Source organism: Roseitranquillus sediminis (genome assembly GCF_016918935.1).
GTDB lineage: Bacteria > Pseudomonadota > Alphaproteobacteria > Rhodobacterales > Rhodobacteraceae > Roseitranquillus > Roseitranquillus sediminis.
This window is the reverse complement of record NZ_JAFFOB010000018.1, coordinates 1-25,771: the sequence shown is the minus strand read 5'-3', so window position 1 is coordinate 25,771 and position 25,771 is coordinate 1. Positions and strand designations below refer to the sequence as shown.

Here is a 25,771-nt window from a genome sequence, read left to right as displayed (position 1 = left end):
CACGCCTTCGATGGCCTTCGGTATGTGCTAGGTTTCGCGACGGACCACATTGCGAGGGACTACCATGACCACTAGGCGAACCGAGGGGCGCGGGCGGCGCTTCGATTCGATACTCGACACTGTTGGCGACACGCCTGTCGTCAGGATCAACCGGCTGGCGCCCGAGGGCGTGACGATCTACGTGAAGGTAGAGGCATTCAATCCCGCCGCATCCGTCAAGGACAGGCTGGCGCTTGGTATCATTGAGGCGGCAGAGCGCTCGGGGGCGCTCAAGCCGGGGCAGACGGTGGTCGAGGCGACGAGCGGCAATACCGGCATCGGCCTCGCCATGGCCTGCGCTGCCAAGGGATATCCGCTGGTCATCACGATGGCCGACAGCTTCTCCGTAGAGCGGCGCAAGCTGATGCGCTTCCTCGGGGCCAAGGTCGTGCTGACGCCGCGGGCCGAGAAGGGACTAGGCATGTACCGAAAGGCGAGAGAGCTCGCCGACAAGAACGGCTGGTTCTATGCCCGGCAGTTCGAGAACGAGGCCAACGCCGACATGCACGAGGCGACGACCGCGCGTGAGATCGTCGCCGACTTTGCGGGCGAGCGGTTGGATTACTTCGTCACCGGCTACGGCACCGGCGGCACCGTCACGGGTGTCGGCCGCGTGCTGAGGAAGGAGAGGCCGGAGACAAAGATCGTGCTCTCGGAGCCGACGAACGCTGCGCTGGTCAAGAGCGGGAAGCCGCAGAAGCGCGGCGCGGACGGCGGCCCGGAGGAGAGCCACCCTGCCTTCGAGCCGCACCCGATCCAGGGCTGGACCCCCGACTTCATTCCCCTCGTCCTGCAGGAGGCACTCGACAGCGGCTACTGCGATGAGCTGATCCCGGTTTCGGGCCCAGACGGCATCGAGTGGGCGCGCCGACTCGCGAAGGAGGAGGGGATATTTACCGGCGTCTCCGGCGGCTCGACTTTCGCTGTCTCGATGCAGATCGCGGAGAGGGCGGAGCTGGGGACTGTGGTCCTGTGCATGTTGCCCGATACAGGCGAGCGGTACCTCTCGACGCCGCTCTTCGAGGGGATCGGAGAGGATATGGATGCCGAGGAAGCGGCGATCTCGATGTCGACGCCCGGCTACCAGATGCCCTGAACCGAACTGACTGCCGCGGGTTCGGACCTGCGGCGGCTCAGTCTTCACGCTCGGTGAGCGTGGCTTCCTCGAAGGCAGGGCTGCGGAAGAGGCAGGAGGCTCGGCGTTTGGCGGGTAACCGATGCGCGCGGCACGGAGTGTTTACATGAAAAAATCTCTTGGAGCTGTAGGTGATCGTCGGCATCCGCAGATTGTCGGGCGCCTTTGCCTGACCCCTTGGCGCCTGCAGGCCAGCCGCGACACGGGATGACCAGCCACGGGTCGGACACGACGGAACGTCCCAAGCAATTGTCGTCATAATGCTGCCTCGCAGGCTCTCGCCGCCAAGCTCACCGAACGATCGATTGCAGCCGCGACGCCGGAAGCACCGCTGGTGATGCCTCGCTCCGTCGCGCCTTGACCCTGTCGATGCCTCGGCGCTGGCGGGTCAGGCCAGCATCGAGATCGGGTTCTCCAGCCCGTCGGCGATCACCTGCAGCAGCTCCGCGCCGAGCGCGCCGTCGATGACCCGGTGGTCGACGCTCAGCGTCACGCTCATCACGGTGGCCGTCGTGACTGCGCCGTCCGCGTCAACCACCGGCTTCTTCACTCCCGCGCCGACGGCGAGGATTGCTCCGTGCGGCGGGTTGATGACGGCGTCGAAGTTGTCGATGCCGAACATCCCGAGGTTCGAGACGGCGAAGCTGCCGCCCTGGTACTCGTGCGGAGCCAGTTTGCGCTCGCGAGCGCGCTTGGCCAGGTCTTTCATCTCGGCGGAAAGCGCCGAAAGCGACTTCAGGTGCGCATCCTTCAGGACAGGGGTGAAGAGGCCGCCTTCGATGGCGACGGCGACGGCGACGTCCGAAGGCTTGAGCTCCAGAACGCGGTCCCCGGCCCAAACCGCGTTGGCCTTCGGAACCTGCTGCAGAGCCAGCGCGCATGCCTTGATGATGAAGTCGTTGACGCTCAGCTTCACGCCGCGGCTCTCTAGCTGCTTGTTGAGCTGCGAGCGGAACTTCAGCAACGCATCCAGTCGGATCTCGCGCCGGAGGTAGAAGTGCGGGATTGTCTGCTTGGCCTCGGTCAGGCGCGCGGCGATCGTCTTGCGCATGCCATCGAGCTTCACCTCGGTGAACTCGCGGTCCTTGTACATCGCGATGACCTGATCGGCAGCCGGGCCTGTCGCGGCGGGCGCGGCAACAGGCGCGGCTTGCGTCGGCTTGCCATCGGCCGCCTTTTCTTCCGGCTTTACGGCGGCGTTGGCGGCGCCCGGCTCAGCCTTCTCCACGTCAACTTTCACGATGCGACCGCGCGGTCCCGATCCCTTGATCTGGGCGAGGTCTAGTCCCCGGTCCTTTGCAATGCGCCGGGCGAGGGGAGAAGCGAAAACGCGGTCGCCCGCGTGCGCATCCTGCGCTGGCCGCGATGTTTCGGAGGCAGCTCCGCCTCCGGCCTCGGAAGGGGCCGCCTGATCCTTCGCCTCACCACGACCATATCCGCGGGCCGGAGCCGTGATGTCCGAAGCTTCCGCAGGTTCCGTATGCGCATCTCCCGACGGCTTCGCGGCGGGGGAGCCGATGTCGTCGGCGCTCTCGCCTTCGGCCAGCAGCACCGCGATCGGCGTGTTGACCTTCACGCCTTCCGAACCCTCGCCGACAAGAATCTTGCCGACGACGCCCTCGTCGACCGCCTCGAATTCCATCGTCGCCTTGTCCGTCTCGATCTCGGCGAGGAGGTCGCCGGAGCTGACGGTGTCGCCCTCCTTGACCAGCCACTTGGCCAGCGTCCCTTCCTCCATGGTCGGAGACAATGCGGGCATCAGGATCTCGGTCGGCATGTCAGTCCTCCCCCAGGGACAGGCGGTCGTAAGGCGCCCGCGGTTCTCCGCCGCGAGCCTTGGTGATCAGCGCGCTATGGATCTGGCGCGCGTGTCGGTCGAGCCAGGCGTAAACGTCGTGGTGCCCAGGCCGCTCAGTCCCGCCGGCCACCAGTGCCTCGGGCACCAGACCGACGAGCGGCCGGCCATCGGCCTCGAAGGTCACTCGCCAGGCGTTGGCGGAGCTGTCGAACCCCTCGACACGCATCAGCGGTAGGTCACCGCCTTGACCGCCTCCAGTACCTCCTTGGTGGAAGTCAGCGCCAGCTTCTCGAGGTTGGCCGCGTATGGCATCGGCACGTCCTTTCCGGTGCAGGAAAGGACGGGCGCGTCGAGGTAATCGAACGCTTCGCGCATGATCGTGGCACTGATGTGGTCCGACATTGAGGCAACCGGGAAGCCCTCCTCGACGGTCACGCAGCGATTGGTCTTCTTGATGCTCTTAATCACGGTCGCCATGTCGAGTGGCCTCAGGCAGCGCATGTCGATGACCTCGGCCTCGACCCCGTCTTGGGCCAGCGCGTCGGCGGCCTCGAGCGCGTAGGTCATGCCGATGCCCCACGAGACGATCGTGACGTCCTTGCCCTGCCGCCAGACCTTGGCCTTGCCGAGCGGCACGGTGAAGTCATCGAGCTTCGGCACCTCGAACGAGCGCCCGTAGAGGATCTCGTTCTCGAGGAATACGACGGGGTTCGGGTCGCGGATGGCGCTCTTCAGGAGGCCCTTGGCGTCGGCGGCGGAGTAGGGCTGCACCACCTTCAGACCCGGGACGCTGGCGTACCACGCCGCGTAATCCTGGCTGTGCTGCGCGGCGACGCGCGCGGCGGCGCCGTTCGGACCGCGAAACACGATCGGGCAGCCCATCTGGCCGCCCGACATGTAAAGCGTCTTCGCGGCGGAATTTATGATCTGGTCGATGGCCTGCATTGCGAAGTTGAAGGTCATGAACTCGACGATCGGCCTCAGCCCGCCGAACGCCGCACCGACGCCTATGCCGGCGAAGCCGTGCTCCGTGATCGGCGTGTCGATGACGCGTTTGGCGCCGAACTCGTCGAGGAGACCCTGGGTGATCTTGTAAGCGCCCTGATACTCGGCGACCTCCTCGCCCATGATGAAGACCGCATCGTCGCGGCGCATCTCTTCGGCCATGGCATCGCGGAGCGCCTCGCGGACGGTCGTCTTGACCATCTCGGTGCCCTCGGGGACCTCGGGCTCTACCGGCGCTGCCGACCTCGGCTCGGCGGGGACCGGGTGCTCCTTGCTCTCGTCGGGGGCGGTCTCGCTCGACTGCTCCTTGTTCGCGGGAGCGGCCGCGCTGCCTTTTCCGTCGGCGGCGTCCTCGGCGCTCTCGCCCTCCTCGACCAGCACCGCGATGGGCGTGTTGACCTTCACGCCCTCGGTGCCTTCCTCGATCAGGATCTTGCCGACAATGCCCTCGTCGACCGCCTCGAACTCCATCGTCGCCTTGTCCGTCTCGATCTCGGCAAGGATGTCGCCGGACGATACGGTATCGCCCTCCTTCACCAGCCACTTGGCCAGCGTGCCCTCTTCCATCGTCGGGCTCAGGGCCGGCATCAGTACCTGCGTCGCCATACTTGTTCTCTCCCCCTCAGACCCTCGGTTGTGCGGATCGAGCCGCCGCTCGTTCAGCCCGCGCTAGTTCTTTCTGTAGTTGCCGAATTGCCCGGGCCGGGCGCCGAACCGCCGGCGGTCACGCCTCGATCCCCTGCGGCACGTCCTTGGCATAGATGTCGGTCCAGAGCTCCGAGACGTCGGGCTCCGGGCTTTCGCGCGCGAAATCGGCGGACTCGTTGACGATGTCCTTGATCTCCTTGTCGATCGCCTTCAGCTCGTTCTCGGTCGCGTCGCCCTCGATCAGACGCTTGCGCACCTGCTCAATCGGATCGCGCTCCTCGCGCATCTTCTGGACCTCGTCCCGCGTCCGGTACTTTGCCGGGTCCGACATCGAGTGCCCGCGGTAGCGGTAGGTCATGACCTCGAGGATGTACGGTCCCTTGCCGGAGCGGCAGTAGTTCACCGCCTTTTCGCCCGCTGCCTTCACGGCCAGCACGTCCATCCCGTCGACCTCCTCGCCCTCGATCCCGTAGGCGGCGCCGCGCTCCCAGAGGCTCGGCGACTTGGTCGACCGCTGTACGCTGGTGCCCATGGCGTAGCGGTTGTTCTCGATGACGAAGATCACTGGCAGGTCCCAGAGCTCCGCCATGTTGTAGGTCTCGTAGACCTGCCCCTGGTTGGCCGCACCGTCGCCAAAATAGGTGAACGTCACACGGTCGTTGCCGCGGTACTTGTCGGCGAGCGCAATGCCGGCCCCCAGCGGCACGTTCGCGCCGACGATGCCGTGGCCGCCGTAGAACCTCTTTTCGCGGCTGAACATGTGCATCGAGCCGCCCTTGCCCTTGGAGTAGCCGTCGCGGCGGCCAGTGAGCTCGGCCATGACACCCTTGGGATCCATGCCGCAGGCGAGCATGTGGCCATGGTCGCGGTAGGTGGTGATGCGGCTGTCGCCTTCCTCTGCGCAGGCCTCCAGCCCGACGACCACGGCCTCCTGTCCGATGTAGAGGTGGCAGAAGCCGCCAATCTGGCCCATCCCGTAGAGTTGACCGGCCTTCTCCTCGAAGCGGCGGATCAGCAGCATGTCCCGGTAGTAGCGCAGCAGCTCCTCCTTCGAGGCGCTGGGCTTCTTCGTGCTTCTGCGTGCTGCCATCTCGTCGGACCCTCCCTGTCGCGGCGGACTTTCTAGCGCTCATGACCCGGCTACATCATGGCTCGTCCGAGTGCACGTGCAAATCAGCGGCATCGGGACGCGCTTGTCCAGCCTCGATCGCGCGAAAGGTCGGAGATCATGAAATGGGCCGGAAACGCATCCGCCCCCGGCCCCCCCGATCACGTTCATCTGCCTGAGGATCAGAATTCCTCCCAGCCCTCCGTTTCGGCAACTGCCTTGCCGCCGGATGCGGCAGCCGCCCTGGCGATGGCAGGCTGCGCGGGCGGCGTGGTCCTGCGGAACGTCGCGGTGACCACGTTGCCGGCCCCGCCGACGTCGAAGAGCCGCGTCGCATGGCTCAGCGTCTCCGCCTCGCGGGTGAGGGCGTGGCTGGCGGCCGTCGTCTCCTCGAACATGGCGGCGTTCTGTTGCGTGACCTGGTCGAGCTGCTTCATCGCCACGTTGATCTCGTCGAGGCCGCCGGACTGCTCCTGCGCCGACGAGGCGATGGCCGAGACGTGGCGCGAGATGTCGGCCACCGAGGCGACGATGCCTTCCAGCGCCCTGCCGGCCTCGCCCACCAGGTCGACGCCGCGCCTGACCTGGTTACTGCTCGACGAGATCAGACCGTTGATTTCGCGCGCCGCGTCGGACGAGCGCTGCGCCAGCGCGCGCACCTCCGAGGCGACGACTGCGAAGCCGCGACCCGCGTCACCAGCCCGCGCCGCCTCGACGCCCGCGTTCAGCGCCAGCAGATTGGTCTGGAAGGCGATGTCGTCGATCACCCCGATGATCTTGGAGATCTGCTCAGACGACTTCTCGATCTCGCCCATCGCGCGGACGGCTTCGCCCACCACGGTGCCAGAATCCTCGGCGCTGGTGCGGGCCTCGGTGACGACCTGATCGGCACGCCGGGCGCCCTCGCTGGTGACGCGAACGCTCTCGGTGATCTGGTTCAGCGCCGCCACAGTCTCCTCCAGCGTCGCCGCCTGCGTCTCTGTACGCTGCGAAAGGTCGTCGGCGGCGCCGGCGATGTTGCGCGCCTCGATGTCGATGGCCGCGGCGTTCTCGATCACGGTCACGATCGCCGCCCGAAGCTTCTCGATCGCCTCGTTGAAGTCGTGGCGGAGCTGCTCGTGGTCGGCCGGGAAGGCTTCTTCGATGAGGCGGGAGAGATCGCCGCGCGAGAGCCGGCCCAGCGCTTCCCGAAGGGCGTCCACGACCTCGTTCTGCTCCCGCTCCATCGCGGCGCGCGCGGCGCGGGCGGCAGAGCGCTCGGCCTCACTCGCGGTGTTGTCCGTGCCAAGCAGGACGTGGCACCGCGCCTGGCCCTTGCCGTCGAGCACAGGGTTCAGGCTGCCGTCGAGAACTGCTCGGCTGCCGTCGGCGCAGAGCGGCCGGAACCGCCCGCGCGTCGGCTCGACCGAGGCGAGTGCCGCGTCCATGTCGCCGCCCTCGAACCCGATCAGCTCGGCGGCCTTCGCGCCCTTCAATTCGTCGGCACTCCGGCCGGCCATTTGGGCGAAGAGGGCATTGCAGTCGCGGAGCCTGCCGTCGGCGCCGAACTCAGCCGTCGCCTGGATCGCTTCCAGCGCCGAGAGAACCGCGGCGTTGCGCCGCTCCACCGTCACGTCCTGCCACTCGGCAACGTAGCCGACGAGCTTGCCCTCGTGATCAGTCACGCCGGCGATGTCCAGCGCGATCACGCTCGCGCCCATCCCGAAGGCGGCGTTATATGGCAGGTTCGACGGGTCGCCGATGATCTTGCGCGCGTGCTCCGGCATCCTGTGGAAGCGGTCGATGCTGCTGCCGATGATGTTCGCCGGGTCGAACTCGGTGTCGATCAGCCGGAAATCTTCCTCCAGCCGCGCCGCGAGGTCGGTGAAGGCGGCGTTGACGTAGACGATGTTCAGGTCCGCGTCCGCCATCATCATCGCAGCCGATGAGCAGTCGAAGCCGGCGCCCTTGAAGACGCCCGCGCGGACCAGCGCCTCGCCCTTCTGAGCTTCCCCGCGAAAGCGCTCGAGCGCGCTTGCGATCCGTCCGATCTCGTCGCGTCGCCCGGTGCCTGGCACCTCGACGTCGAAGCGGCGCGCCGCCACTTCGCCCATCGCCTGCCCGACGTCGAGCAGGGGGCGCGTGACGGTCGTGCGCAGGATCCACGTCGCGACGCCAAGCGACACCGCCAGCAGCGCCAGCGCCACGAGACCGGAGCGCAGCTCGCTGCGCCAGATTTCGGCCGTGTAGGGCTCCGCTGTCCATGCAACGGCGATGGCGCCAACCGTGCCCGCCGCCGTCGCGACCGGCAGGGCGACCTGGAGTCCGTCGGCCGATGCGACCGGCCCCTCGGCCAGCGCCCGTGCGGCGAGCGCGGAGAGACCCGGTACCACCAAGCCGCTCTCGACTATGTGATTGCCCGCGGCGTCCAGGACAACGCTGCCCAGTGCCGCGCCCTCGCTCTGCGAAAGCGTTCCCGCGACGGCTTCGGCGACCGGCGCCGCGCGCTCGAACTGCACATGCTCGCCAATGCGCTCGGCCAACAGCGCAGACTGCCCGCGGGCCTTGCTGCGAACCGTCTCCTCCGCGAGCGCCAGCGACCCGCGCACGAAGAAGTACGACATGCTGGTTGCGACGGTCGCCGTGCAGAGCAGAAGGAGAACGGCGCAACGCAGGAATACCGACCGGCTGGTAAAGTCCAGCCTGTCGAGAGCTATCTTGAACGGCATGAGAATCCGGTCCTCGTGGGCGTCTGGTCATCAGGCGATGTGTCGGCACGAACGCATCGTTCGTTCGCTCGCGGCATCGCCGCGGCGGAACCTCTGCCCCATGTGCCTTACAAAAGCCTGAACGCCGGCCTGTTCGCGTCCTAGCCCAAAGCACGCTCGCCGTGGCGTAGGATCACCGGGACGACCAGCTCCTCCTCGTCGACGAGGTGCCGATCGAGCAGCCGCTCCAGCCGCACGAGTTCCTCTCTGAACGCACCTGCCGCGTCGCGGAAGTCTGGCCGGTCGCGCACCGCGATCACGCCGTTCGCGCGCCTGACGAAAGCGTCGAGATATCCGTCCAGCGCTTCGTGGTCCGTCTCAAGAAGCTCGAAGCCGCGCGAGATAGCTGGCTCGCGGGCAGAGAGCACCGGGAAATAATGGGTGTCCTCGATCGTGTGGTGGCCGTGCAGCTCGCCCACGAACATCGAGCCATACCGGCCCAACCGCTGGGTGAAGCGATGCGCGTCCCTGTCGCCGTCGAGCGCCGCCTCCACGTCGCCGGACATCATGCTCAGGAGCTTGCGGAACATCATGTGCCGCTCGAGCCAGAAGGCGACGAGACCGCCGAAGTTGTCGTGGCTCTCCCACGCCTCGCGCGGGTAGTTCTCCGCCAGCTCCCGCAGGGCGTCGGGCAGTCGTTCGCGGGTCTCGAGGGCAAGATCGATCATGTGACGCAGGTAGTGCCAGGTCGCCCAACTGCCAAGCGGCGCGTGGGCGGATGCAAGAGAGCCAGTAACGTCTCGTTAACCACACCGTACGATACCTCCGCTTCGGAGGCATCGGATGGACATGGCACGCGACGAGTTCGGCTTTTCCGAGGACGCGCTGCGGGGGCTCGAGGAACTTGAACGGCGCGTGCCCTCGTCGGTGGTGACGCGGGCCCTGACGCCGGGCGAACGACCGGGCCAAGGCGGCGTCGACGGCGCGACCCGGCCGCACTACTGGGGCCACCGGGAGCGGCTCCGCCAGCGCTTCATCGCCGGCGGTCATGCCGCAATGCCGGATTACGAGCTGCTCGAGCTGCTGCTCTTCAACGCGATCCCGCGCATCGACGTGAAGCCGCTCGCCAAGCAGCTGCTGGCGACCTTCGGGGATCTCAATGGCGTGATCGCCGCATCGCAGCACCGGCTGATGCAGGTGTCCGGCGTCACCGACAAGGTCTACCTTCAACTGCGAATCGCCGAGGCCTTCGCGCACCGGATGGCGCGGTCGAAGGTGATCGAGCGCTCAGTGATCTCGTCCTGGGAAAATCTGATCGACTACTGCCGGACCGTGATGGCACACCGGACGACCGAGCAGTTCCGCATCCTCTTCCTCGATACAAAAAACATCCTGATCGCGGACGAGGAGCAGGCACAGGGCACCATCGACCATGTGCCGGTCTATCCGCGCGAGGTAGCCAAAAGGGCGCTGGAGCTGAACGCCGCCGCCATCATCTTGGTCCACAACCATCCGACTGGCGATCCTACGCCGAGCAACCAGGACATCTCGATGACCGACAGGATCCTCGTCGCCTGCGAGGCCATCGGCGTCCGGGTGCACGACCATGTCGTGATCGGGAAGGGACGCGAGCTCTCGTTCCGAGAGCAGGGGCTGCTCTAGCGGCGTCCGGTCGCTTCGCCAAGTGGGACGGCGCTCACGTGCTCAGTAGGTCGCCGGCGGATCGCTCGCCGGAAAGGACTCGTCGCTCTGCTCGTCGGCCGCGTCCCACTGCCGTGGCGGGTCGCGCATCGATTCCGATCCAGCGGGCCGGACGGATCGGCCGCTCTCGCCGACCGAGGCCTCGGCGCGCGCCGAGTAAGCCGGCATGTCGTGGTGCGCCGAGCGGTAGAATGGCCGCCAGAGCAGCGCCTTGCGCCGCCGCTCCCTTGACTGCCACGCAACGCCGAGGGCCGTGAGCGCGATTGCCGCCAGTGCGACGGCCGCCAGTTGGGTCTGGCCTCGCGTGATGTTCCGGGGTCTTCGATACATGGGTCATCGTCCTTTCGGTCGCGCCTTCGATCCTTCGTATCCAAGGCGCGTCGCAGCGGTTGGTTCCACGTTCTCGTGGCTGCCGGTCCAGCTGCGCGATCACGTGGCTTTGCGGCCGGAATAGTCACGGCGGCGCTCATGCGTAGAGAAGATCAGGCCGGGCCGAAACGGTCCAGATAGGGCGCCCAGCGGTGCTCGATGGCGGCAGCTTCTGCCGGAGGCAGGGAATTGCGGCTTTGGCGATAGTCGGCGACTGATCCGAGATAGCGCTTTATGAGGTCGAGCGACTCCACTTCGTCGGGCAGGGCGAGGCGCTGCCAGATCCGGCGCAATTCGCTCAGCGGGTCGGCGACGAGGGCGTCGAAGGCGACGTCGGCGAAGCGGGCCGCCGGCAGGTCCCGCGTCTCGCCCATCAGGCGCTCCATCACGCGCGGGTAGGTCTCGAGGATGGTCGCCTCGATCTCGTCCTCCGGTACACGCTGCAGGGCGAGCTCGCCGAGAACGGTGCGCAGCGTCCGCCGGTTCGAGGCGAAGACGTCGCGCGGGTCGCGGTGAATGTGGATGATGCGCGCCTCGGGAAAGAGCCGCAGCAGCCAGTCCACCTGCGCGGTATAGGCCGGGTTCTTGAGCAGGAGCGGCCGCGGCTTGCGCCACGACATGGTGGCGACGAAGCGGCGGAGCGCCCGCCCGCGCGCGGCGACCTCGCTAGGCCGCGTGTCATCGAGCAGCAGGCCCTGCTGGTAGGCCCGCCGGAAATCACGCGGGAAATAGATCGCGTGGAAATAGGAGAGCGGCCCCAGATTTGCCAGCGCGACCTCGTCCTCGGTAGGCGAGTCGGGCTCGAGCCGGACGGCGTCGATAATCCGAGTGGCCGGCAGGTACGGGTCGATGAAGCGGCGGATGAGTGGCGCCGTCACCCGCCCCTCCCACGGCAGCGCGGCGAGCACGGGCGGCACCGTGGTGAAGCGGCCCGAGGCGGCGACGAGGTTGTGCAGGTGCGTGGTGCCGCTGCGCGGATAGCCGATGATGAAGATCGGCGCCTGCACCGGCCCCGACGCCACTGCGCCCAGCGCGCTTTCAGCCAGGGTCAGCGGCAGCCGCCCGAGACTGGCCGCGGCGGCGATGGCGAACGGCAGAGCGCCACGCCGGGACGGCGGACCCCATCGCGCCAAAAGCCGCACCAGCGTCAGGGGATCCGCGCCGCAGAGCGGGTGGAATACGCGGTGCCAGGCGACCCGCGGCATCAGACGTCGTAGCTGCGCCCGCGCCATTGCGCAGGCCGACCACGCCACGCCGAGATCAGGGCGTGCCACTGGATCATGAGGACGAGGCAGATGCCCACAGGGTGCAGCAGCACGCCTAGCGCCTTCTGCCGCGTCCTGATCGCCAACAGCCCCCGGGCCGCCCAGACCAGCACGATCGCCGCGGCCGAAAGGCGCGCCGCGCCGCCGTCGCCCGCCGCGAGCGTGAGCGGCAGGAGTAGGAACGGCAGGACGTGACCGCCGCCCAGAAGCACGGTCCAGACGGGCAGGGCAACCGGCTTGGCCATTCCCTCGGTCGCGTTCTTGGCGAAACCGCGCCAGACCTGCTCGGCACCTGCATACATGCGGCAGGAGGCGAGGCGCGTCATGTCGAAGAATTCGGTGCGGAAGCCTGCTGTGCGGAAGCTGCGGGGCAGGGCGAGGCCGTCATGCCGGCTCGCGCGGATCGCCGCATGACCGCCGAGGGCCCGATAGGCGGCCCGCCGCACGGCCATCACCTGGCCGCAGCCGGCGGCGAAGCCCGGGCCGCGAAAGATGCGCGCGAAGGGCAGCGGCAGGTAGCCGATCAGCAGGACGTGGATCTGCGGGATGACGAGCGTCTCGGCGAGGCTGTCAGTCAATTCCTGCGGAAAGCCGCTTGCAAGGTCGAGGTCGCCGTCCAGTGCCGCCGCTAGTCGCGCCAAGGCCTGCGGCCCCAGCCGGACGTCCGCGTCGATGAACACCATCAGGTCGTGGCGGGCTGCGCGCGACAGCTGCCAGCAGGCGTGCTGCTTGCCGTTCCAGCCGCGCGGCAGATCTCCGCCGCCGATCAGGCGGACGCGCGGGTCGCGTCCTTGCCAGGCGCGGACGCGATCGCCGGTCCCGTCGGTCGAGCCGTCATCGAGCACCACGACCTCCAGCTCGACCTCCTCGCTCGCCAGCGCACCGGCGATGGCGGCGTCAATGTTGGCGATCTCGTCGCGCGCCGGGATCAGCAGCGAGACGGCGGGCGCGCGGCCCGTTTTCGGCCGGGGCGGGGCGCGAAAGAACGGCAGGTTGACCAGCGTCACGAACGCATAAAACGCAGCGAGAGCGAGGGCCGCGGTGGCGAGCGTCTCCAGCATCAGCGCTCCTCCGACTGGTGCGCGGCGTGGAAGCGCTCGCCGCGGAGCACCGCCCGCCCGCGGCGCCAGAGATCGTAGACACCACCCACGCCGCTGCGCCCCTGCACCAGCCGGCGGAAGCCGGCCGGGTCGGCGGCCATCGCATCCTCCGCCAGCCGGTCCATCGTCTGCGTCAGCGCCTGCTCCATCGTCTCGTGGTCGGCCTTGCTGGCGGCGAGCGGCTGGCCGAAACGCGCCAGCGCTTCCGGCCGCTTCTCGGTCCAGAAAGGGTATTCCAGCGCCAGCGGGACCGCCAGCGCCTCGGGCACGCGCCTCATCAGGCGCGATACCCCGCGCCGGATGGCCACCGGGCGGACGCGGGGGTCGGCGAAGCGCCCCTGCGCCGTGACGCACAGCATCCGTTTTGAATCGGCAAGTATCGCCGCACCCTCGCGCAGGAACGCGGCCGCGCCGCGCGGGCTGTCGGGCTCGATGCCGAAGATGCCGATCCGCTTCATGAAGCGGTAGCGCTCGATCGCCGCGGCCTCCATCGGTCCGTAAGCCTCGCGCCGGGGGAACAGCTCCGACGCCAGCACGATCAGCAGCGCCGGATCCCACCAAGACGGGTGGTTGCAGTAGATCAGGAGCGGCCGGTCCTCCGGCAGATCCGGCTCCGGCTGGCTGATCCGCACCGCGCGGAACGCACGTGCCATTTGCCGCCGCATCACGCCGGCGAAGAACCGGACCATCGCAGGCGAGCGCATTCCGACCGGGTCCGCCAGGGGCCGGCCGAGATCGCTCAAGCCACGGCGTCCTGTCGAGGCGTGTCCGCGGCGGCAGGCGCGCCGCCCGCGTCGCGGTCCAGCGTGTCCGCCGCGATCCAGCCCGACATCAGCGCCATCGGCATTCCCGGTCCGGGGTGGGCCGAGCCGCCGGCGAGGTAGAGGCCCGGCACCTGCCGGCTGCGGTTCCCCGGCTTGAACGCTCCGAGAACGCGGCCGTGGCTCGCGAGACCGTAGATCGCGCCGTCGAGCACCTTGTAGCGCTCGTGGATGTCCTGCGGCGTCAGCACGCGTTCGACCCGAATGCGCTCTTCAATGTCGTCCATCCCGCCGGTGCGCTTCAGCTTGTCGAGGATGGTCTGCCGGTAGGCGGGCAGCATCTTGGACCAATCGTGGTGGTCGCGCAGATAGGGCGTGTGGACCAAGACGTAGAGCGCCTCGCCCCCCTCCGGCGCGACGCCGGGCTCGGTGCGGGCAGGGGCGGCGAGGTAGGCGGTGGGGTCCGGCGCGGGCTCGGCGCGCTCGTAGATCGCGTCGAACTCCTCCTCCGGGTCGCGGGAGAAGACGAAGTTGTGGTGCGCCAAGTGCTTGTAGGCCCGGTCGAGGCCGAGATAGAGAACAACGCCCGAGCATGCCGCCTCGCGCTTGCGGCCCTTGCGGAACTGCTCCCAAGGTGCGCCGCCGACGAGCTCGCGGTAGGTTCGAACGCTGTCCATATTCGAGACGACGTGGTCGAAGCTCAGCCGCTCGCCCGAGGCCGTCTCGACGCCGGTGGCGCGGCCGCCTTCGACCGTGACGCGGGCGACGTCGACGCCGGTGCGGACGGTGACGCCCAGCGCGCCTGCCACGCGCGCCAGCGCCTCCGGCACCGCGCGCGTCCCGCCCATCGGATACCAGACGCCTTCGCCGACCTGCATGTGGGCGATCCCGCAGAGCACCGCGGGCGAGGCGGCGGGTGACGAGCCGACATACTGGATGAAGTGCTCGAGCATCTGCGCCACGCGCTCGTCGCGGACGCTCGCGCGCACCTGACCAGCGACCGAGCGGTGCATCCTGAGCGCCATGACGTCGCGCAGCGTCGCGAGCGACATCGACCCGTTCATCGTGTCGCGCAGGTCCTCGATCGACTTCCAGAAGAAGAAGCGGTCGGAAATTTCGCTGAGCCGCTCGGCCACCTTGAGGAACTGCGCGTAGCCCTCGCCGCTGCCCGGCGCGAAGGCGTCGAGTTCGCCGCGCATGGTCTCGGGATCCTCGCGCAGGTCGAGCACGTTGCCGTCCTCGAAGAAGCAGCGCCACTGCGGGTCGAGGCGGACGAGGTCCAACTCGTCCTGCAACCGCCTTCCTGCCTCGCCGAAGATGCGCTCCAGCACGCGCGGCACAGTCAGGATCGTCGGCCCCATGTCGAAACGATAGCCGCCTTCCTCCAGCACCGCCGCCTTGCCGCCGAGCCAGTCGTTCTTTTCCAGGAGCGTGACCTTGTGCCCGCGCGCGGCCAGCGTCACCGCCGCGGCGAGGCCGCCGAGGCCGCCGCCGATGATGCCGACGCCGCTCATCCCGCAACCTCTGCCAGATTCGGTTCGGGCACGTTCTCGGCCGCCAGGCTCAGGTCCTCCGCGACCAGCTTCGAGGCGATCTTGGCGCTTTCGAAGATCGTCGGAAGGCCGCTGCCCGGATGAGTGCCGCCGCCGGTGAGGTAGACGCCGTCGAGATCCTCGAACCGGTTCTGCGGGCGCCAGTGCAGCATCTGCCCGAGATTGTGAGCAAGGTTGAACGTCGCCCCGCGATAGATCGCCATGTCGTGCTCCCAGTCCTGCGGCGTGACCATCTTCTTGGTGCGGATCCGGCGCTCGATGTCGTGGATGCCCATTTTCTCGAGCCGCCGCAGCACCTTCGCGCGATAGTCCTGCTTGATCGCTTCCCAGTCGACGTCGCCATGGAGGTTGCCGACCGGCACGAGGACGTAGAGCGCCGAGTGGCCGTCGGGCGCCAGCGTCGCATCGGTCACGCTCGCGTTCTGGACGTAGATCGTGGGATCCTCCGGCGCCTGGCCCGCGTCGATCTCCTTGATGTTCTTCAGGTAGTCCTTGGAGAGGAAGATCGTGTGGTGGTGCAGGTGGTCGAAGCGCCCCTCGACCCCGAGGTAGAGCATGAAGGTGGAGCAGGAGTACTTCTTCTTCGCGATCTTCGCATCGGTCCAGCGACGGCGCAGCCGGTCGGGCACCAGCCGGGTCATCGCGCTGGCGAAGTCCGCGTTCACCACGACCGCGTCGGCGTCGTAGCTGCCCTGCGACGTGCGGGCGCCGACGGCGCGGCGGCCGTCGAAGAGAAGCTCCTCGATCGGCTCGTTCAGCCGGATGTCGACACCCATCTGACGCGCGACTCGCGCCATCGCCTGCGGGATCGCGTTGCAGCCTCCGCGCGGGTGGAACACGCCGTGCCCGTACTCGACATGCGCCACGATGGTGAAGAGGCTCGGACACTTGAAGGGCGACATGCCGAGGTACTTCGACTGGAACGAGAAGGCGAGCCGCACGTCGGGATGCTTGAACCACCGCTTGAGGTCGCCGTCGACGGTGAGCCAGGGGCGGAAAAGCGGCAGAGCCTTGAGCATGTCGGCCTGCATCAGCGCGCGCGGACCGAGGAACGGCCGCTTGAGGATCGGGCTGAAGGCGTCGAACTTGGCGCGGTTCTCGGCCAGGTAAGCAGGGATGTTGGCTGCGTCCTCGGGAGAAATGCGCGCGACCTGCTCCTGCAGGCGCGCGACGTCTGGCGTGGCCTCGAAGGTGACGCCATCTTCGAACCGGAGGCGGTACATGGGGTCGAGGCGCACCAGGTCCACCTCGTCCTCCAGCCGCCGCCCGCAGGCCTCGAAGATCTCCGCCAGAACCTCAGGGTAGAGGTAGAACGTCGGACCGACGTCGAATGTGAAGCCGTCCTGCGTGATCGACGACGTCCTTCCGCCGACGCGGTCCAGCCGCTCCAGCACCGTGACCTCCGCCCCCGCGCTCGCCAGCAGCATTGCCGAGGCGAGACCTCCGGGTCCTGCGCCGGCGACCACGACGCGTCTGCGCCCTATCTCGGCGGCCTGCCGCGCCTCAAGTTTCCACGGAACCTCGTTCATTTGTCCTCGCCGCTTCCCTGCCGCCTAGCTGGGACGGAGGGTGGCTCGCGCTTCGTGCGGGTCAACATCATCCATCCCATGCCTGATACGCGGCGTCAGAAGTAACGGATCGAAAATCGGACCTGGCCGCCGTGCTCGGGAATGCGGACGACGGCGTCGGCAAAGCTCGGCGGGCCCATGCGCATCGGCGCATCGCGACTGAAGCCCATGCCCTCGCGTGGCCTGCCGAGCAGGCCGCGGTCGAGCGTGCCGTTGCCGTTCTCGTCGTGGATCGCCTGCACGGCATAGTCGCCGGGGCGGATGTCGCGAAGCGTAAGGCTGGTGGTGCCGGCGCGCGCGGCGACCGCGGCGCGGCTTTCGCAGTCGAGGGTCAGGAATCGCTCCACGGCGCAGACGGCCACCAACACTGCCCCGTCGTAGCTGCGGACGCCGGTGACCTCGATGGTGAGGTCTGCCGCCGCGGTTCCGTGCGCCGACATCAGCGCTGCCGCGGTGACGAACTGCAGCAGCCATATTCGTATGTGCATGCGGTCCTCCTGATCCAGACCTCGCGTCGGTACGTATGCCATGCGACAATGGACAGAGTACCGACGATGCCGTTGATTGGCCGAAGCGCAAGCTAGATCGAGATGCGAGCCGAGGCGAAGGGCCGCACCGAGGCAGAAGATGAGGGATCGATGGGGTCCAGCCGCAGCAAGACAGCGCGGGACGAAAACTTTCCGGTCGCCTCGCGATTGATTGCGGCACGGCTGAGGCCGACGGTCGCGGCTTTCTACGCCTTCGCCCGCGCGGCCGACGACGTGGCCGACGATCCCGCTTCCGATTCCGAGGAGAAGCTGCAACGTCTCGATGCGTTCGAGGCCGCTCTTGACGGTGGCGAGGGTGCAGGTCCGGCGGCGAAACTGTCGCTGATGCTGGCGCGCGTGGGGCTCGACGATCGCCATCCCCGCGACCTCCTGGTGGCATTCCGACGCGACGCACGCGGCATCCGTTGTGCGGACTGGGCGGACCTCGCTGACTATTGCGCGCATTCGGCGCACCCGGTCGGGCGCTTCCTGCTCGATCTTCACGACGAGGCGCGGGACGTCTGGGCGCGGTCGGACGCGCTCTGCGCGGCGTTACAGATCCTCAACCATCTCCAGGACCTGAAGCCGGACTTCCGCGACCTCGGGCGCATATACCTGCCGGGCGACTGGATGCGCGAGGAGGGGGTGGCGCCGGACGACCTGCTGGCGCAGAGCGCCTCGCCGGCGCTGCGGCGCGTGATCGACCGCACGCTGGACCGCTGCGACCGGCTGATCGAACGTGCGGCCGGTTTGCCGGCGTGCCTCGTCTCGCCGCGGCTGGCCGGCGAAGTGGCGACGATCCTCTTCCTCGCCCGGCGGCTCTCGGCGCAGCTTAGGCGCGGTGACCCGCTCGCCCGTCGCGTCGCTCTGTCCGCGACGGACTTCGCCGCGGGAGCGGTTATGGGCGGAGTGGCTGCCCTTCGGTGGAGCTTCGGCGCGCCGGTGGTCGCGCGGGAGGTGGCGCGTTGACCTACGCGGCGCGGGACCTCGACCTCGGGGCGGAACTCTCGGAAGCGTGCCGCCGCGAAGCAGACCGGCACGTGCGCGAGATCGTCGCCGCCTCGGGGTCATCGTTCGCCGCGGGCATGCGGATCCTCCCGCGCCCGCGGCGCCAGGCCATCTTCGCGGTCTATGCTTTCTGCAGACTTGTCGACGACGTCGCCGACGGAGATGCACCCGATCCCGTCAAGCACACCCGCCTCGACGCATGGGAGGACGAGGTCGCGCGCATCGCCGCCGGCGCGCCGCGCACTGCCGTAGGTCGCGCGCTCCTTGCGCCCGTGACGCGCTACGACCTGCCGGTGGACGAGCTGGGCCACATCCTCGAGGGGATGCGGATGGATGTCGAGGGCGCTCTCGTGGCGCCCGAGCGCGAGGTGCTGGCGCGCTATGTCCGCTGCGTGGCCGGCTCGGTCGGGCTGCTCTCGATGCGGATCTTCGGCGCCTGGCGCGGGGAGACGTCCTCGCGCTTCGCGCTTGCGCTGGCCGAGGGGCTGCAGCTCGTCAACATCCTGCGCGATGTGGAGGAGGATGCGGCGCGCGGGCGGCTCTACCTGCCGCGCGACCTCCTGCGTCGCGAGGGCGTGCCGCTGGCGCCGCAGTCCGCAGTTGGCCATCCTGCGCTGCCCCGGGTGCGCGAGGCCATCGGGCGCGTGGCGGCGGAGCGGTTCGGGCAGGCGCGGGTGGAGATCACGTCGCACTCCCGGCTGCGGCTCGCGCCGGCGCTCCTGATGATGGGGCCTTACGGACGGATGCTGGACGACATGCGCGCGGCGGGGTGGGTCGGCCCGCCGCCCCGCCTCTCGCAGCGGCGCAAGGTGTGGCTGGGCCTGCGCTGCGCCCTGCGCGGGGCGGGCGCGTGAGCGTCACCCACGTCGTCGGCGCGGGCCTAGCCGGGCTCGCCGCCGCGGTCCGGCTGGCGGAGGCCGGCCGGTCGGTCGTTCTCCACGAAGCGGCACCGGCGGCGGGTGGCCGCTGCCGCAGCTTCTTCGACGGGACGCTCGGCTGCACGATCGATAATGGCAACCACCTGGTGCTGAGCGGCAACCGGGCGGTACTTGACTACCTGCGCCGGATCGGGGCCTCGGACGCGCTGGTGGCGACGGAGCCGACATTTCCGTTCGTGGACCTCGCGAGTCGCGCGCGCTGGACGGTTTCGGTGGGGAAGGGGCCGCTGTGGTTCCTGGACCCGGCGCGGCGCCCGCCGGGAACCCTTGCCGGCGACTTCGGCGCGGCGCTGCGGCTGGCAGCGAGGCCGGGCGCCACGGTGGCGCAGGCGATCCGCGGTCGTGATGCGGCATGGGAGCGCTTCTGGGTTCCGCTGACGCTGGCCGTGTTGAATGCGCCGCCCGAGCGGGCTTCGGCGCGGCTGCTCTTCGCGGCGCTGGTGCGGACCTTCGGGCGCGGCGGCCGGTATGCACGGCCGATGCTCGCGCCGCGGGGGCTGGGAGCTGCGCTGATCGAGCCGGCGGTCGCATACCTTGGTCGCCGGGGTGCCGAGATCGGTCTCGGGCGCCGCCTCCTTTCCATCCGGGGCGATGCGGGACGAGCTGAGGCGCTGATCTTCTCCGACGGCGCGATATCGTTGCAGCCCTCCGATCGGGTCATCCTTGCACTGTCGCCGTCGCGGCTCGCCGGGGTGCTTCCGGGGCTGCGTCCGCCGGAGGAGCGCTGCGCCATCCTGAACGCCCACTTCCGCCTGCCGGAAGGCACGGCCGAAACTGCGCCGCCGATGCTGGGCGTCCTCGGCACGCATGCGCACTGGATCTTCCGGCGCGGCGAAGTCCTCTCTGTGACCGTGTCCGCGGCGGACGCCTCGCCGCTGATGGCGATGCCGCGGAACGAGGCGCTGGCGTTGATCTGGTCCGAGGTGCGCGCGGCGCTGGACCTCGGGGTCGAGGCGCCGACGGCCTCGCGTCTGCTCATCGAGAAGCGCGCAACCTTCGACCAGTCGCCTGCCGGCGTGGCGCGGCGGCTGCCGATGCGGAGCGGGTTCCGCAACTTGCTTCTGGCGGGCGACCACGTGCGGACCGGCTTGCCCGCCACGATCGAGGGCGCAGTGCGGTCCGGCGACAGCGCAGCGCGCGCGGTGCTGCGCTCCGGCTGGCGGCGGCCGTTTCGCCGGCCGACCGCGCCACGCCCGGCCCGTGCCTGATCCGGAGTCTGCATGAAGATCGTCGTAAATGGCACCGAGCACCAGGTGGAGGTCGATCCGCAGACGCCGCTCCTCTGGGTCCTGCGCGACGTGCTGGGCCTGACCGGGACCAAGTTCGGTTGCGGCATCGCCGCCTGCGGCGCCTGCACCGTGCATCTCGACGGCGAGGCGGTACCCGCCTGCGGCGTCGCCGTGGGCGAGGTGACGGGCGAGGTGACCACCATCGAGGGGCTGGGCAACGGCGTCCTGACGCCGCTGCAGGAGGTCTGGATCGGCGAGCAGGTGGCGCAGTGCGGCTATTGCCAGCCGGGACAGATCATGGCGGCGAGCGCGCTGCTGCGCCGGACACCCGATCCGACGGACGATGACATCGACGAGGCCATGTCGGGGAACCTCTGCCGCTGTGGTACATATCCGCGCATCCGCGCCGCCATCCACGCGGCCGCGGCCCGGCTGCGCGACGCATGATCGGACGGCGCGGCTTTCTGCTCGGCTCGGCGGCGGTCGCAGGTGGCCTCGCCGTCGGCTACCGCGTCCTGACCGCGCCACTGCCGAACCCGGTGGAGCCGGATGAGGGCGAGGCCGCTCTCAACCCCTACGTGCTCGTGACGCGGGAGGGGGTGACGGTGATCGCGCCGCGGGCGGAGATGGGGCAGGGGGTGCAGACGACGCTCGCCGCGCTCGTCGCCGAGGAGATGGACCTCGACTGGAGCGAGGTGCGGGCGGTCCACGGTCCCGCCTCGCTCGCCTACGCCAACAGCCGGATCATCGCGCTGGGCCTGCCGTTCGCCGACTACCGCGAGAGCTGGGTTCAGGAACTGGCGGAGGGGGCGATGGAGCTGGGCGCGCGGCTGATGGCGATGCAGCTGACCGGCGGCTCGACCTCGACCGCAGATGCGTTCGAGCGGATGCGCCGGGCAGGTGCGGCGGCACGCGTCATGCTGGTCGAGGCGGCGGCGCGGCGTTGGGATCTTCCTGCAGCGCGACTGCGGACCGAGGCAGGCGCGGTGCTGGCGCCGGACGGGGCGCGGCTGAGCTATCCGGATCTGGCGGAGGCAGCGGCCGCATTGGAGGCGCCGCGCGACCCGCCGCTCAAGCCGCGGGCGGCGTGGCGGCTGCTCGGCCGCTCGCTGCCGCGGCTGGACATGGCGGACAAGGTGACGGGCCAGGCGGAGTTCGCGACGGACGTGCGGCTCGATGGCGCGCTCTTCGCGACGGTGCGGACGAACCCGCATCTCGGCGCACCGATGTTGCGCTTCGATGCCGCCGAGGCCGAGCGGATGCCAGACGTGGTGCGCGTGCTCGACATCGGCAACGGAATCGCGGTGGTGGCCCGGACGACATGGGCCGCGATGCAGGCCGCCGAGCGGGTGGAGGTGGATTGGGCTGACGCGCCCTATCCGTCCGACACCGACGCGATCTTCGCCGGCATCGCCGCGGCATTCGACGCGCCGACGCAAATGGCCCTGCGCGACGACGGCGACGTGGACGCGGCGCTGGCGGACCCGCGGGCGCTGCGGGCGGAGTACCGGGCGCCCTACCTCGCGCACACGACGATGGAGCCGATGACGGCGAGCGCGCTCTACAGCGACAGTCGGCTGATACTCTGGGCAGGAACGCAGTCTCCGACGCGCACGCGCGAGAGCGCGGCGGAGGTTGCCGGCCTTGCGCCCGAGGCGGTTGAGATCGTCACCACCTACCTCGGCGGCGGCTTCGGCCGGCGGGCGGAGTTCGACTTCACTGATCAGGCCGCGCGGATCGCGGTGGCGATGCCCGGCACGCCGATCAAGATGACCTGGAGGCGCGAGGAGGACGTGCGGCACGACTGGTACCGTCCCGGCGCCATCGCACGGTTGGTCGGCCTGCCCGGCCCCCGCGGGCCGGAGGCGCTGAAGGCGGACATCGCGGCGCCGTCGATCGCGGCGACGCAGATCGTGCGGCAGGCGGGGATGGCGCCGCCGGGCCCGGACAAGTTCCTGGTGGAGGGCTGCTTCGACCAGCCCTATGCGATTCCCGCATTCCGCGTGCAGGGGCATGTCGCCAACGTGGCGGTGCCGATCGGCTTCTGGCGCTCGGTCGGCCACTCGCACAACACGTTCTTCACCGAGTGCTTCCTCGACGAACTTGCGCATGCGGGCGGGCAGGACCCGGTGGCAATGCGCCTCGGCCTCATGCGGGATGAGCACGCCGCATCGGCGCGCGTGCTGCGGACAGTGGCCGAGATGTCGGGGTGGGGAACGCCGCTGCCCGATGGCGTGGCGCGCGGCGTTGCCTTCTGCTTCAGCTACGGCTCGCCCACCGCGCAGGTGGTGCAGGTGCGACAGACCGACCGCGGCCTGCGCGTCGAGCGGATCTGGTGCGCGATAGATGTTGGCATCGCGCTCGACCCGCGCAACATCGAGGCGCAGATCCAGTCCGGCATCATCTACGGCCTTTCCGCCACCATCATGGGCCAGATCACCTTCGCCGGCGGCCGGGTGGAGCAGTCGAACTTTCACGACTGCGAAGTGCTCCGGATGGATCAGTGCCCGGCGATCGAGACGCGCATTCTCGAGAGTGGCGAGAGCCCCGGCGGCGTGGGCGAACCGGGCACGCCGCCGGTCGCGCCCGCATTGGCCAACGCAGTTTTCGCGTTGACCGGTCGGAGGATCCGGCAGCTGCCCCTTGTCCGCGAACTTGCCTTCGCCTGATTGATTTTGAGGCCGCGGTTCGCAGGCAAGATGCTCGAGGCGGTGGGCAACTCTTCGGCGGAAATTGTGCCACGCACTCGGTCGATATGCTCAGTGACAACGGTTTCGCCCGGTGACGCCGGCGCTACGCGCATTCTTCGCCAGCCAGCTCGACGTAACGCCCTGCTTCACGCCGGAGAAGAGCCCGGAAAGGAACAGCATGTTGCTCGCCATTCTCCTCGGATATTTGCCGGACGATGGCTCGCCCTTCGTGAACACGTGAAGCGAGATACGTGCGCGTCATGCTACTGCCGGACGTTCGAGCTGACTTCGACCTCGTCGGCGGAAAGGTTGAAGTCACATCGAGAACAACCCGCGCTCAGGAACGAAGATGCGCTCGCGACGCTTCAGCGTGTTCACGAAGGCTTCATGGCGTTGCTCTCGGGGCTCTTCTCCGGCGTGAAGCAGGGCGTTACGTCGAGCTGGCTGGTGAAGATGCGTGTGTCGCGGGCGGTGTAGGGCGAGCCGTTGTCGCTGAGCAACTCGACCGGGTGGATGTGCGGTTTTCGCAGAACCGCTTCTCGACCGCCTCGAGCATCATGTCGCGCACGTCCGTCGGTAGCCGTAGGTCGGTCGCAACGCCACCAGCGTCGTGATCAACGGCAACCCGTTCGGGCCTCTCGGCCATCACCGTCTTGCGCCTTGTGGTAGCGCCGACGCGGCTTGGCTCTCCCGCTCAGCCGGTCGTGCAGGTTCGAGCGTGACCCCCCGAGCGTCTCGGCGGCGGCCTTCATCGGGAACCGCCCTTCAGCTGCGACTGCGCAAGCAACGTCGGTTTTCTTGCCTGTGACTTCTCCAGCGCCTGTTTGAGGATCTCCACTTCGAGCGTCTTGCGCCCGAGCTGCCGCTCCAGTTCGCGGATGCGGTACTCCATCTGCCGGACGGCCCGTCTCGCAGGCTCGACCTGGTCACCTCGTCGTCGCCGGTCACCGCCATGCTCCCTCCTTCCAGCATCAGCCTGCGCCAACAATCGAGGAGGTTCGGCGCCACACCATTGCGCCGCGCGACGACCGAGATGCTCTCCCGCTCATTCATGTTCGTCGGCCTACGCGGCGCCACTGGCGCCACGGTCCTCCTCACCTTCCACGATCCGCAGGTTCTCGGACGCCGACCAGCGCCGCCGACGGTCGCCATCGGTGATGATCTCGATCTCAGACATGAGCATGTGCTCAGGCATATGCCCAAGCCTCCATGGCTATGCCTGAATGTTTGGTCGAAACGGGGGTAGACCATGAAGGATGAACTGCTGTGGTCTGCCCCCGGTGGGTCCCGCGGTTGCTATGAGAGTCCGTCAACGGAGGACGGACGATGCGCGAGCAGCAGATCATCGCGGTGCTGCGCGAGCAGGGTCGGCGTATACGCCGACGGCGCGACGACGGCGGAGGTGTGCCGCCGGCACAGCGTCAGCGAGTAGACCTTCTACCGGTGGAAGGCGAACTAATCGCGGCATGGGTACCTCTGACGCGGCGAAGCTCAAGGGCCTCGAGGACGAGAGCCGGCGGCTGAAGAAGCTGCTGGCGAAAGCCATGCTCGACGTTGCCGCGCTGAAGGACGTCCTTGGAAAAAACTGAGGCGGCCCGCCGAGCGGCGCGAGGTCGCTCTCCGTGTGATGCAGGAGCACGGCCTCTCGCAGCGGCTGGCCTGCGCGCTGGCCGAGGTCGATCCGGCGCAATCAGGTGCCGGACAGCCCAGAGATACGGGCGCGTCTGCGGGCTCCGGTGAGCGGCGACGGTTCGGCTACCGGCGGCTCGGCAGTCTCCTCGAACGGGAAGGGATCGTGATGAACAGGAAGAAGCTGTTCCGGCTCTGCACCGAGGAGGGGCTGTCGGTCCGGCGACGACGCGGCCGCAAGCGCGCGACCGGCACCCGAGCGCCAATGACGATCCCGCAGGGGCCGAACCACTCTGGTCGCTGGATTTCGTGTCGGACGTGCTGTCCTGCGGCCGTCGCTTCCGAGTGCTGGCGGTAGTGGACGATCTCACCCGCGAGGCGTTGGCACTCGTTGTCGACAGCTTGATACCCGGCGCCCGCGTGGTCCACCAGCTCGAGGCACTGACCGCCTGGCGTGGCGCGCCGCTGATGATCGTCTCCGAAGACGGGAGCGAGCTCACCTCGCGCGCCGTGCTCGATTGGACGAACCGCACCGGCGTCAACTGGCACTACATCGCACTTGGCAAGCCGCAGCAGAACGGGTTCGTCGAGTGATTCAACGCCCGCTTCCGGGATGAATGTCTGAACGAGGAGGTCTTCGGCTCGATGGTCGAGGCACGCGCGGTGATCGAGAAATGGCGGCGCGACTTCAACACCGCCAGGCCGCACTCCGCCCATGGCGGATCGACCCCGGCCGCGGCGCGCAATCGCGCCGCGGCCGACCCGCTCCGATCAATGGTAGTCTCCGCCGATCGGCCGCTACCGACGACACAACGAACAGGCTATGAAATCCAAAGACTCAGAATGATCAAAGGACCGCAGGTGGGCAGACCACAGGGCCGGACGCTTACGGAGATCCGATTGCTTCCAGAGGATGGGGAACTGGCGATCGAGCTCTGAACTGGCCCCCGTTTCGACCGGACCCCCAGGCATAGCCATGGAGGCTTAGGCATATGCCTGAGCACGTGCTCATG

Annotated in this window: 21 protein-coding genes and 2 pseudogenes; 9 read left to right on the top strand and 14 right to left on the bottom strand. The window is 68.6% G+C overall.

The features are described from left to right. Positions 1-64: 64 nt before the first annotated feature. Positions 65-1,135, top strand: coding sequence for a cysteine synthase A (gene cysK, locus JM664_RS11940; protein WP_227420156.1), 1,071 nt, complete (start codon positions 65-67; stop codon positions 1,133-1,135). 427 nt (positions 1,136-1,562) lie between these two features. Here the strand turns inward: cysK and JM664_RS11935 are convergent, their stop codons facing one another. From JM664_RS11935 to JM664_RS11910, 6 genes are all read right to left on the bottom strand, one after another. Then, positions 1,563-2,951 carry a pyruvate dehydrogenase complex dihydrolipoamide acetyltransferase gene (locus JM664_RS11935; protein WP_227420155.1) on the bottom strand — a complete coding sequence of 463 codons (1,389 nt, stop codon included), beginning with the start codon at positions 2,949-2,951 and terminating at the stop codon, positions 1,563-1,565. Between the two features lies 1 nt (position 2,952). Further along, on the bottom strand, positions 2,953-3,198 hold the full coding sequence (locus tag JM664_RS11930; protein ID WP_227420154.1) for a hypothetical protein: 246 nt from the start codon (positions 3,196-3,198) through the stop codon (positions 2,953-2,955). Then, the gene (locus JM664_RS11925; RefSeq protein WP_227420153.1) at positions 3,198-4,583 is read right to left on the bottom strand and encodes a pyruvate dehydrogenase complex E1 component subunit beta; all 1,386 of its coding nucleotides are present in this window, start codon (positions 4,581-4,583) and stop codon (positions 3,198-3,200) included. The genes JM664_RS11930 and JM664_RS11925 overlap by 1 nt, the downstream gene beginning before the upstream one ends. A 118-nt stretch (positions 4,584-4,701) precedes the next feature. Continuing rightward, positions 4,702-5,715, bottom strand: a complete 1,014-nt coding sequence (gene pdhA / locus JM664_RS11920) for a pyruvate dehydrogenase (acetyl-transferring) E1 component subunit alpha (protein ID WP_227420152.1) — start codon at positions 5,713-5,715, stop codon at positions 4,702-4,704. Positions 5,716-5,915: 200 nt separating this feature from the next. Continuing rightward, a complete protein-coding gene (locus tag JM664_RS11915) occupies positions 5,916-8,441 on the bottom strand; it encodes a methyl-accepting chemotaxis protein (protein ID WP_227420151.1) in 2,526 nt (841 codons plus the stop codon). Positions 8,442-8,581: 140 nt separating this feature from the next. After that, entirely contained in the window at positions 8,582-9,148 is a 567-nt protein-coding gene (locus JM664_RS11910; protein WP_227420150.1) for a hemerythrin domain-containing protein, read from the bottom strand. 115 nt (positions 9,149-9,263) lie between these two features. Between JM664_RS11910 and radC the strand changes: the two genes are divergently transcribed. Continuing rightward, positions 9,264-10,082 (top strand): RadC family protein, encoded by an 819-nt coding sequence (radC, locus tag JM664_RS11905; protein ID WP_227420149.1) that lies wholly within the window; start codon positions 9,264-9,266, stop codon positions 10,080-10,082. 42 nt (positions 10,083-10,124) lie between these two features. On the opposite strand, the gene JM664_RS11900 is transcribed toward radC, so the two are convergent. From JM664_RS11900 to JM664_RS11870, 7 genes are all read right to left on the bottom strand, one after another. Further along, positions 10,125-10,451 (bottom strand): hypothetical protein, encoded by a 327-nt coding sequence (locus JM664_RS11900; protein ID WP_227420148.1) that lies wholly within the window; start codon positions 10,449-10,451, stop codon positions 10,125-10,127. A 152-nt stretch (positions 10,452-10,603) separates the two neighbouring features. Continuing rightward, the gene (locus JM664_RS11895; RefSeq protein ID WP_227420147.1) at positions 10,604-11,764 is read right to left on the bottom strand and encodes a sulfotransferase family protein; all 1,161 of its coding nucleotides are present in this window, start codon (positions 11,762-11,764) and stop codon (positions 10,604-10,606) included. Next, on the bottom strand, positions 11,695-12,816 hold the full coding sequence (locus tag JM664_RS11890; protein WP_227420146.1) for a glycosyltransferase: 1,122 nt from the start codon (positions 12,814-12,816) through the stop codon (positions 11,695-11,697). The genes JM664_RS11895 and JM664_RS11890 overlap by 70 nt, the downstream gene beginning before the upstream one ends. Further along, complete coding sequence (locus JM664_RS11885; RefSeq protein WP_227420145.1) at positions 12,816-13,598, bottom strand: lysophospholipid acyltransferase family protein; 783 nt, start codon at positions 13,596-13,598, stop codon at positions 12,816-12,818. The genes JM664_RS11890 and JM664_RS11885 overlap by 1 nt, the downstream gene beginning before the upstream one ends. Continuing rightward, entirely contained in the window at positions 13,595-15,130 is a 1,536-nt protein-coding gene (locus JM664_RS11880) for a phytoene desaturase family protein (protein ID WP_319637529.1), read from the bottom strand. Before JM664_RS11880 ends, JM664_RS11885 begins: the two co-directional genes overlap by 4 nt. Next, positions 15,127-16,698: a phytoene desaturase family protein gene (locus JM664_RS11875; RefSeq protein ID WP_227420144.1), complete on the bottom strand. Its 1,572-nt coding sequence runs from the start codon at positions 16,696-16,698 to the stop codon at positions 15,127-15,129. Before JM664_RS11875 ends, JM664_RS11880 begins: the two co-directional genes overlap by 4 nt. A gap of 95 nt (positions 16,699-16,793) precedes the next feature. Further along, positions 16,794-17,225: a DUF2141 domain-containing protein gene (locus tag JM664_RS11870; RefSeq protein ID WP_227420143.1), complete on the bottom strand. Its 432-nt coding sequence runs from the start codon at positions 17,223-17,225 to the stop codon at positions 16,794-16,796. A 150-nt stretch (positions 17,226-17,375) separates the two neighbouring features. On the opposite strand from JM664_RS11870, the gene hpnC reads away from it, so the two are divergent. From hpnC to JM664_RS11840, 6 genes are all read left to right on the top strand, one after another. Continuing rightward, positions 17,376-18,233, top strand: a complete 858-nt coding sequence (gene hpnC, locus JM664_RS11865; RefSeq protein WP_227420142.1) for a squalene synthase HpnC — start codon at positions 17,376-17,378, stop codon at positions 18,231-18,233. Beyond that, the gene (locus JM664_RS11860) at positions 18,230-19,126 is read left to right on the top strand and encodes a squalene/phytoene synthase family protein (RefSeq protein ID WP_227420141.1); all 897 of its coding nucleotides are present in this window, start codon (positions 18,230-18,232) and stop codon (positions 19,124-19,126) included. The genes hpnC and JM664_RS11860 overlap by 4 nt, the downstream gene beginning before the upstream one ends. Continuing rightward, positions 19,123-20,418 carry a hydroxysqualene dehydroxylase HpnE gene (gene hpnE / locus JM664_RS11855; RefSeq protein ID WP_227420140.1) on the top strand — a complete coding sequence of 432 codons (1,296 nt, stop codon included), beginning with the start codon at positions 19,123-19,125 and terminating at the stop codon, positions 20,416-20,418. Before JM664_RS11860 ends, hpnE begins: the two co-directional genes overlap by 4 nt. A gap of 12 nt (positions 20,419-20,430) precedes the next feature. Further along, positions 20,431-20,886, top strand: a complete 456-nt coding sequence (locus tag JM664_RS11850; protein WP_227420139.1) for a (2Fe-2S)-binding protein — start codon at positions 20,431-20,433, stop codon at positions 20,884-20,886. Beyond that, the gene (locus JM664_RS11845) at positions 20,883-23,108 is read left to right on the top strand and encodes a xanthine dehydrogenase family protein molybdopterin-binding subunit (RefSeq protein WP_227420138.1); all 2,226 of its coding nucleotides are present in this window, start codon (positions 20,883-20,885) and stop codon (positions 23,106-23,108) included. The genes JM664_RS11850 and JM664_RS11845 overlap by 4 nt, the downstream gene beginning before the upstream one ends. Positions 23,109-23,220: 112 nt before the next feature. Next, on the top strand, positions 23,221-23,370 hold the full coding sequence (locus JM664_RS11840; protein ID WP_227420137.1) for a hypothetical protein: 150 nt from the start codon (positions 23,221-23,223) through the stop codon (positions 23,368-23,370). A gap of 119 nt (positions 23,371-23,489) precedes the next feature. On the opposite strand, the pseudogene JM664_RS11835 reads toward JM664_RS11840, so the two are convergent. Beyond that, positions 23,490-24,324 (bottom strand): annotated as a pseudogene (locus JM664_RS11835) (transposase); the annotation flags it as partial. 131 nt (positions 24,325-24,455) lie between these two features. On the opposite strand from JM664_RS11835, the pseudogene JM664_RS11830 reads away from it, so the two are divergent. Beyond that, a pseudogene (locus JM664_RS11830) lies at positions 24,456-25,520 on the top strand (IS3 family transposase); the annotation flags it as partial. Between the last annotated feature and the right edge of the window lie 251 nt (positions 25,521-25,771).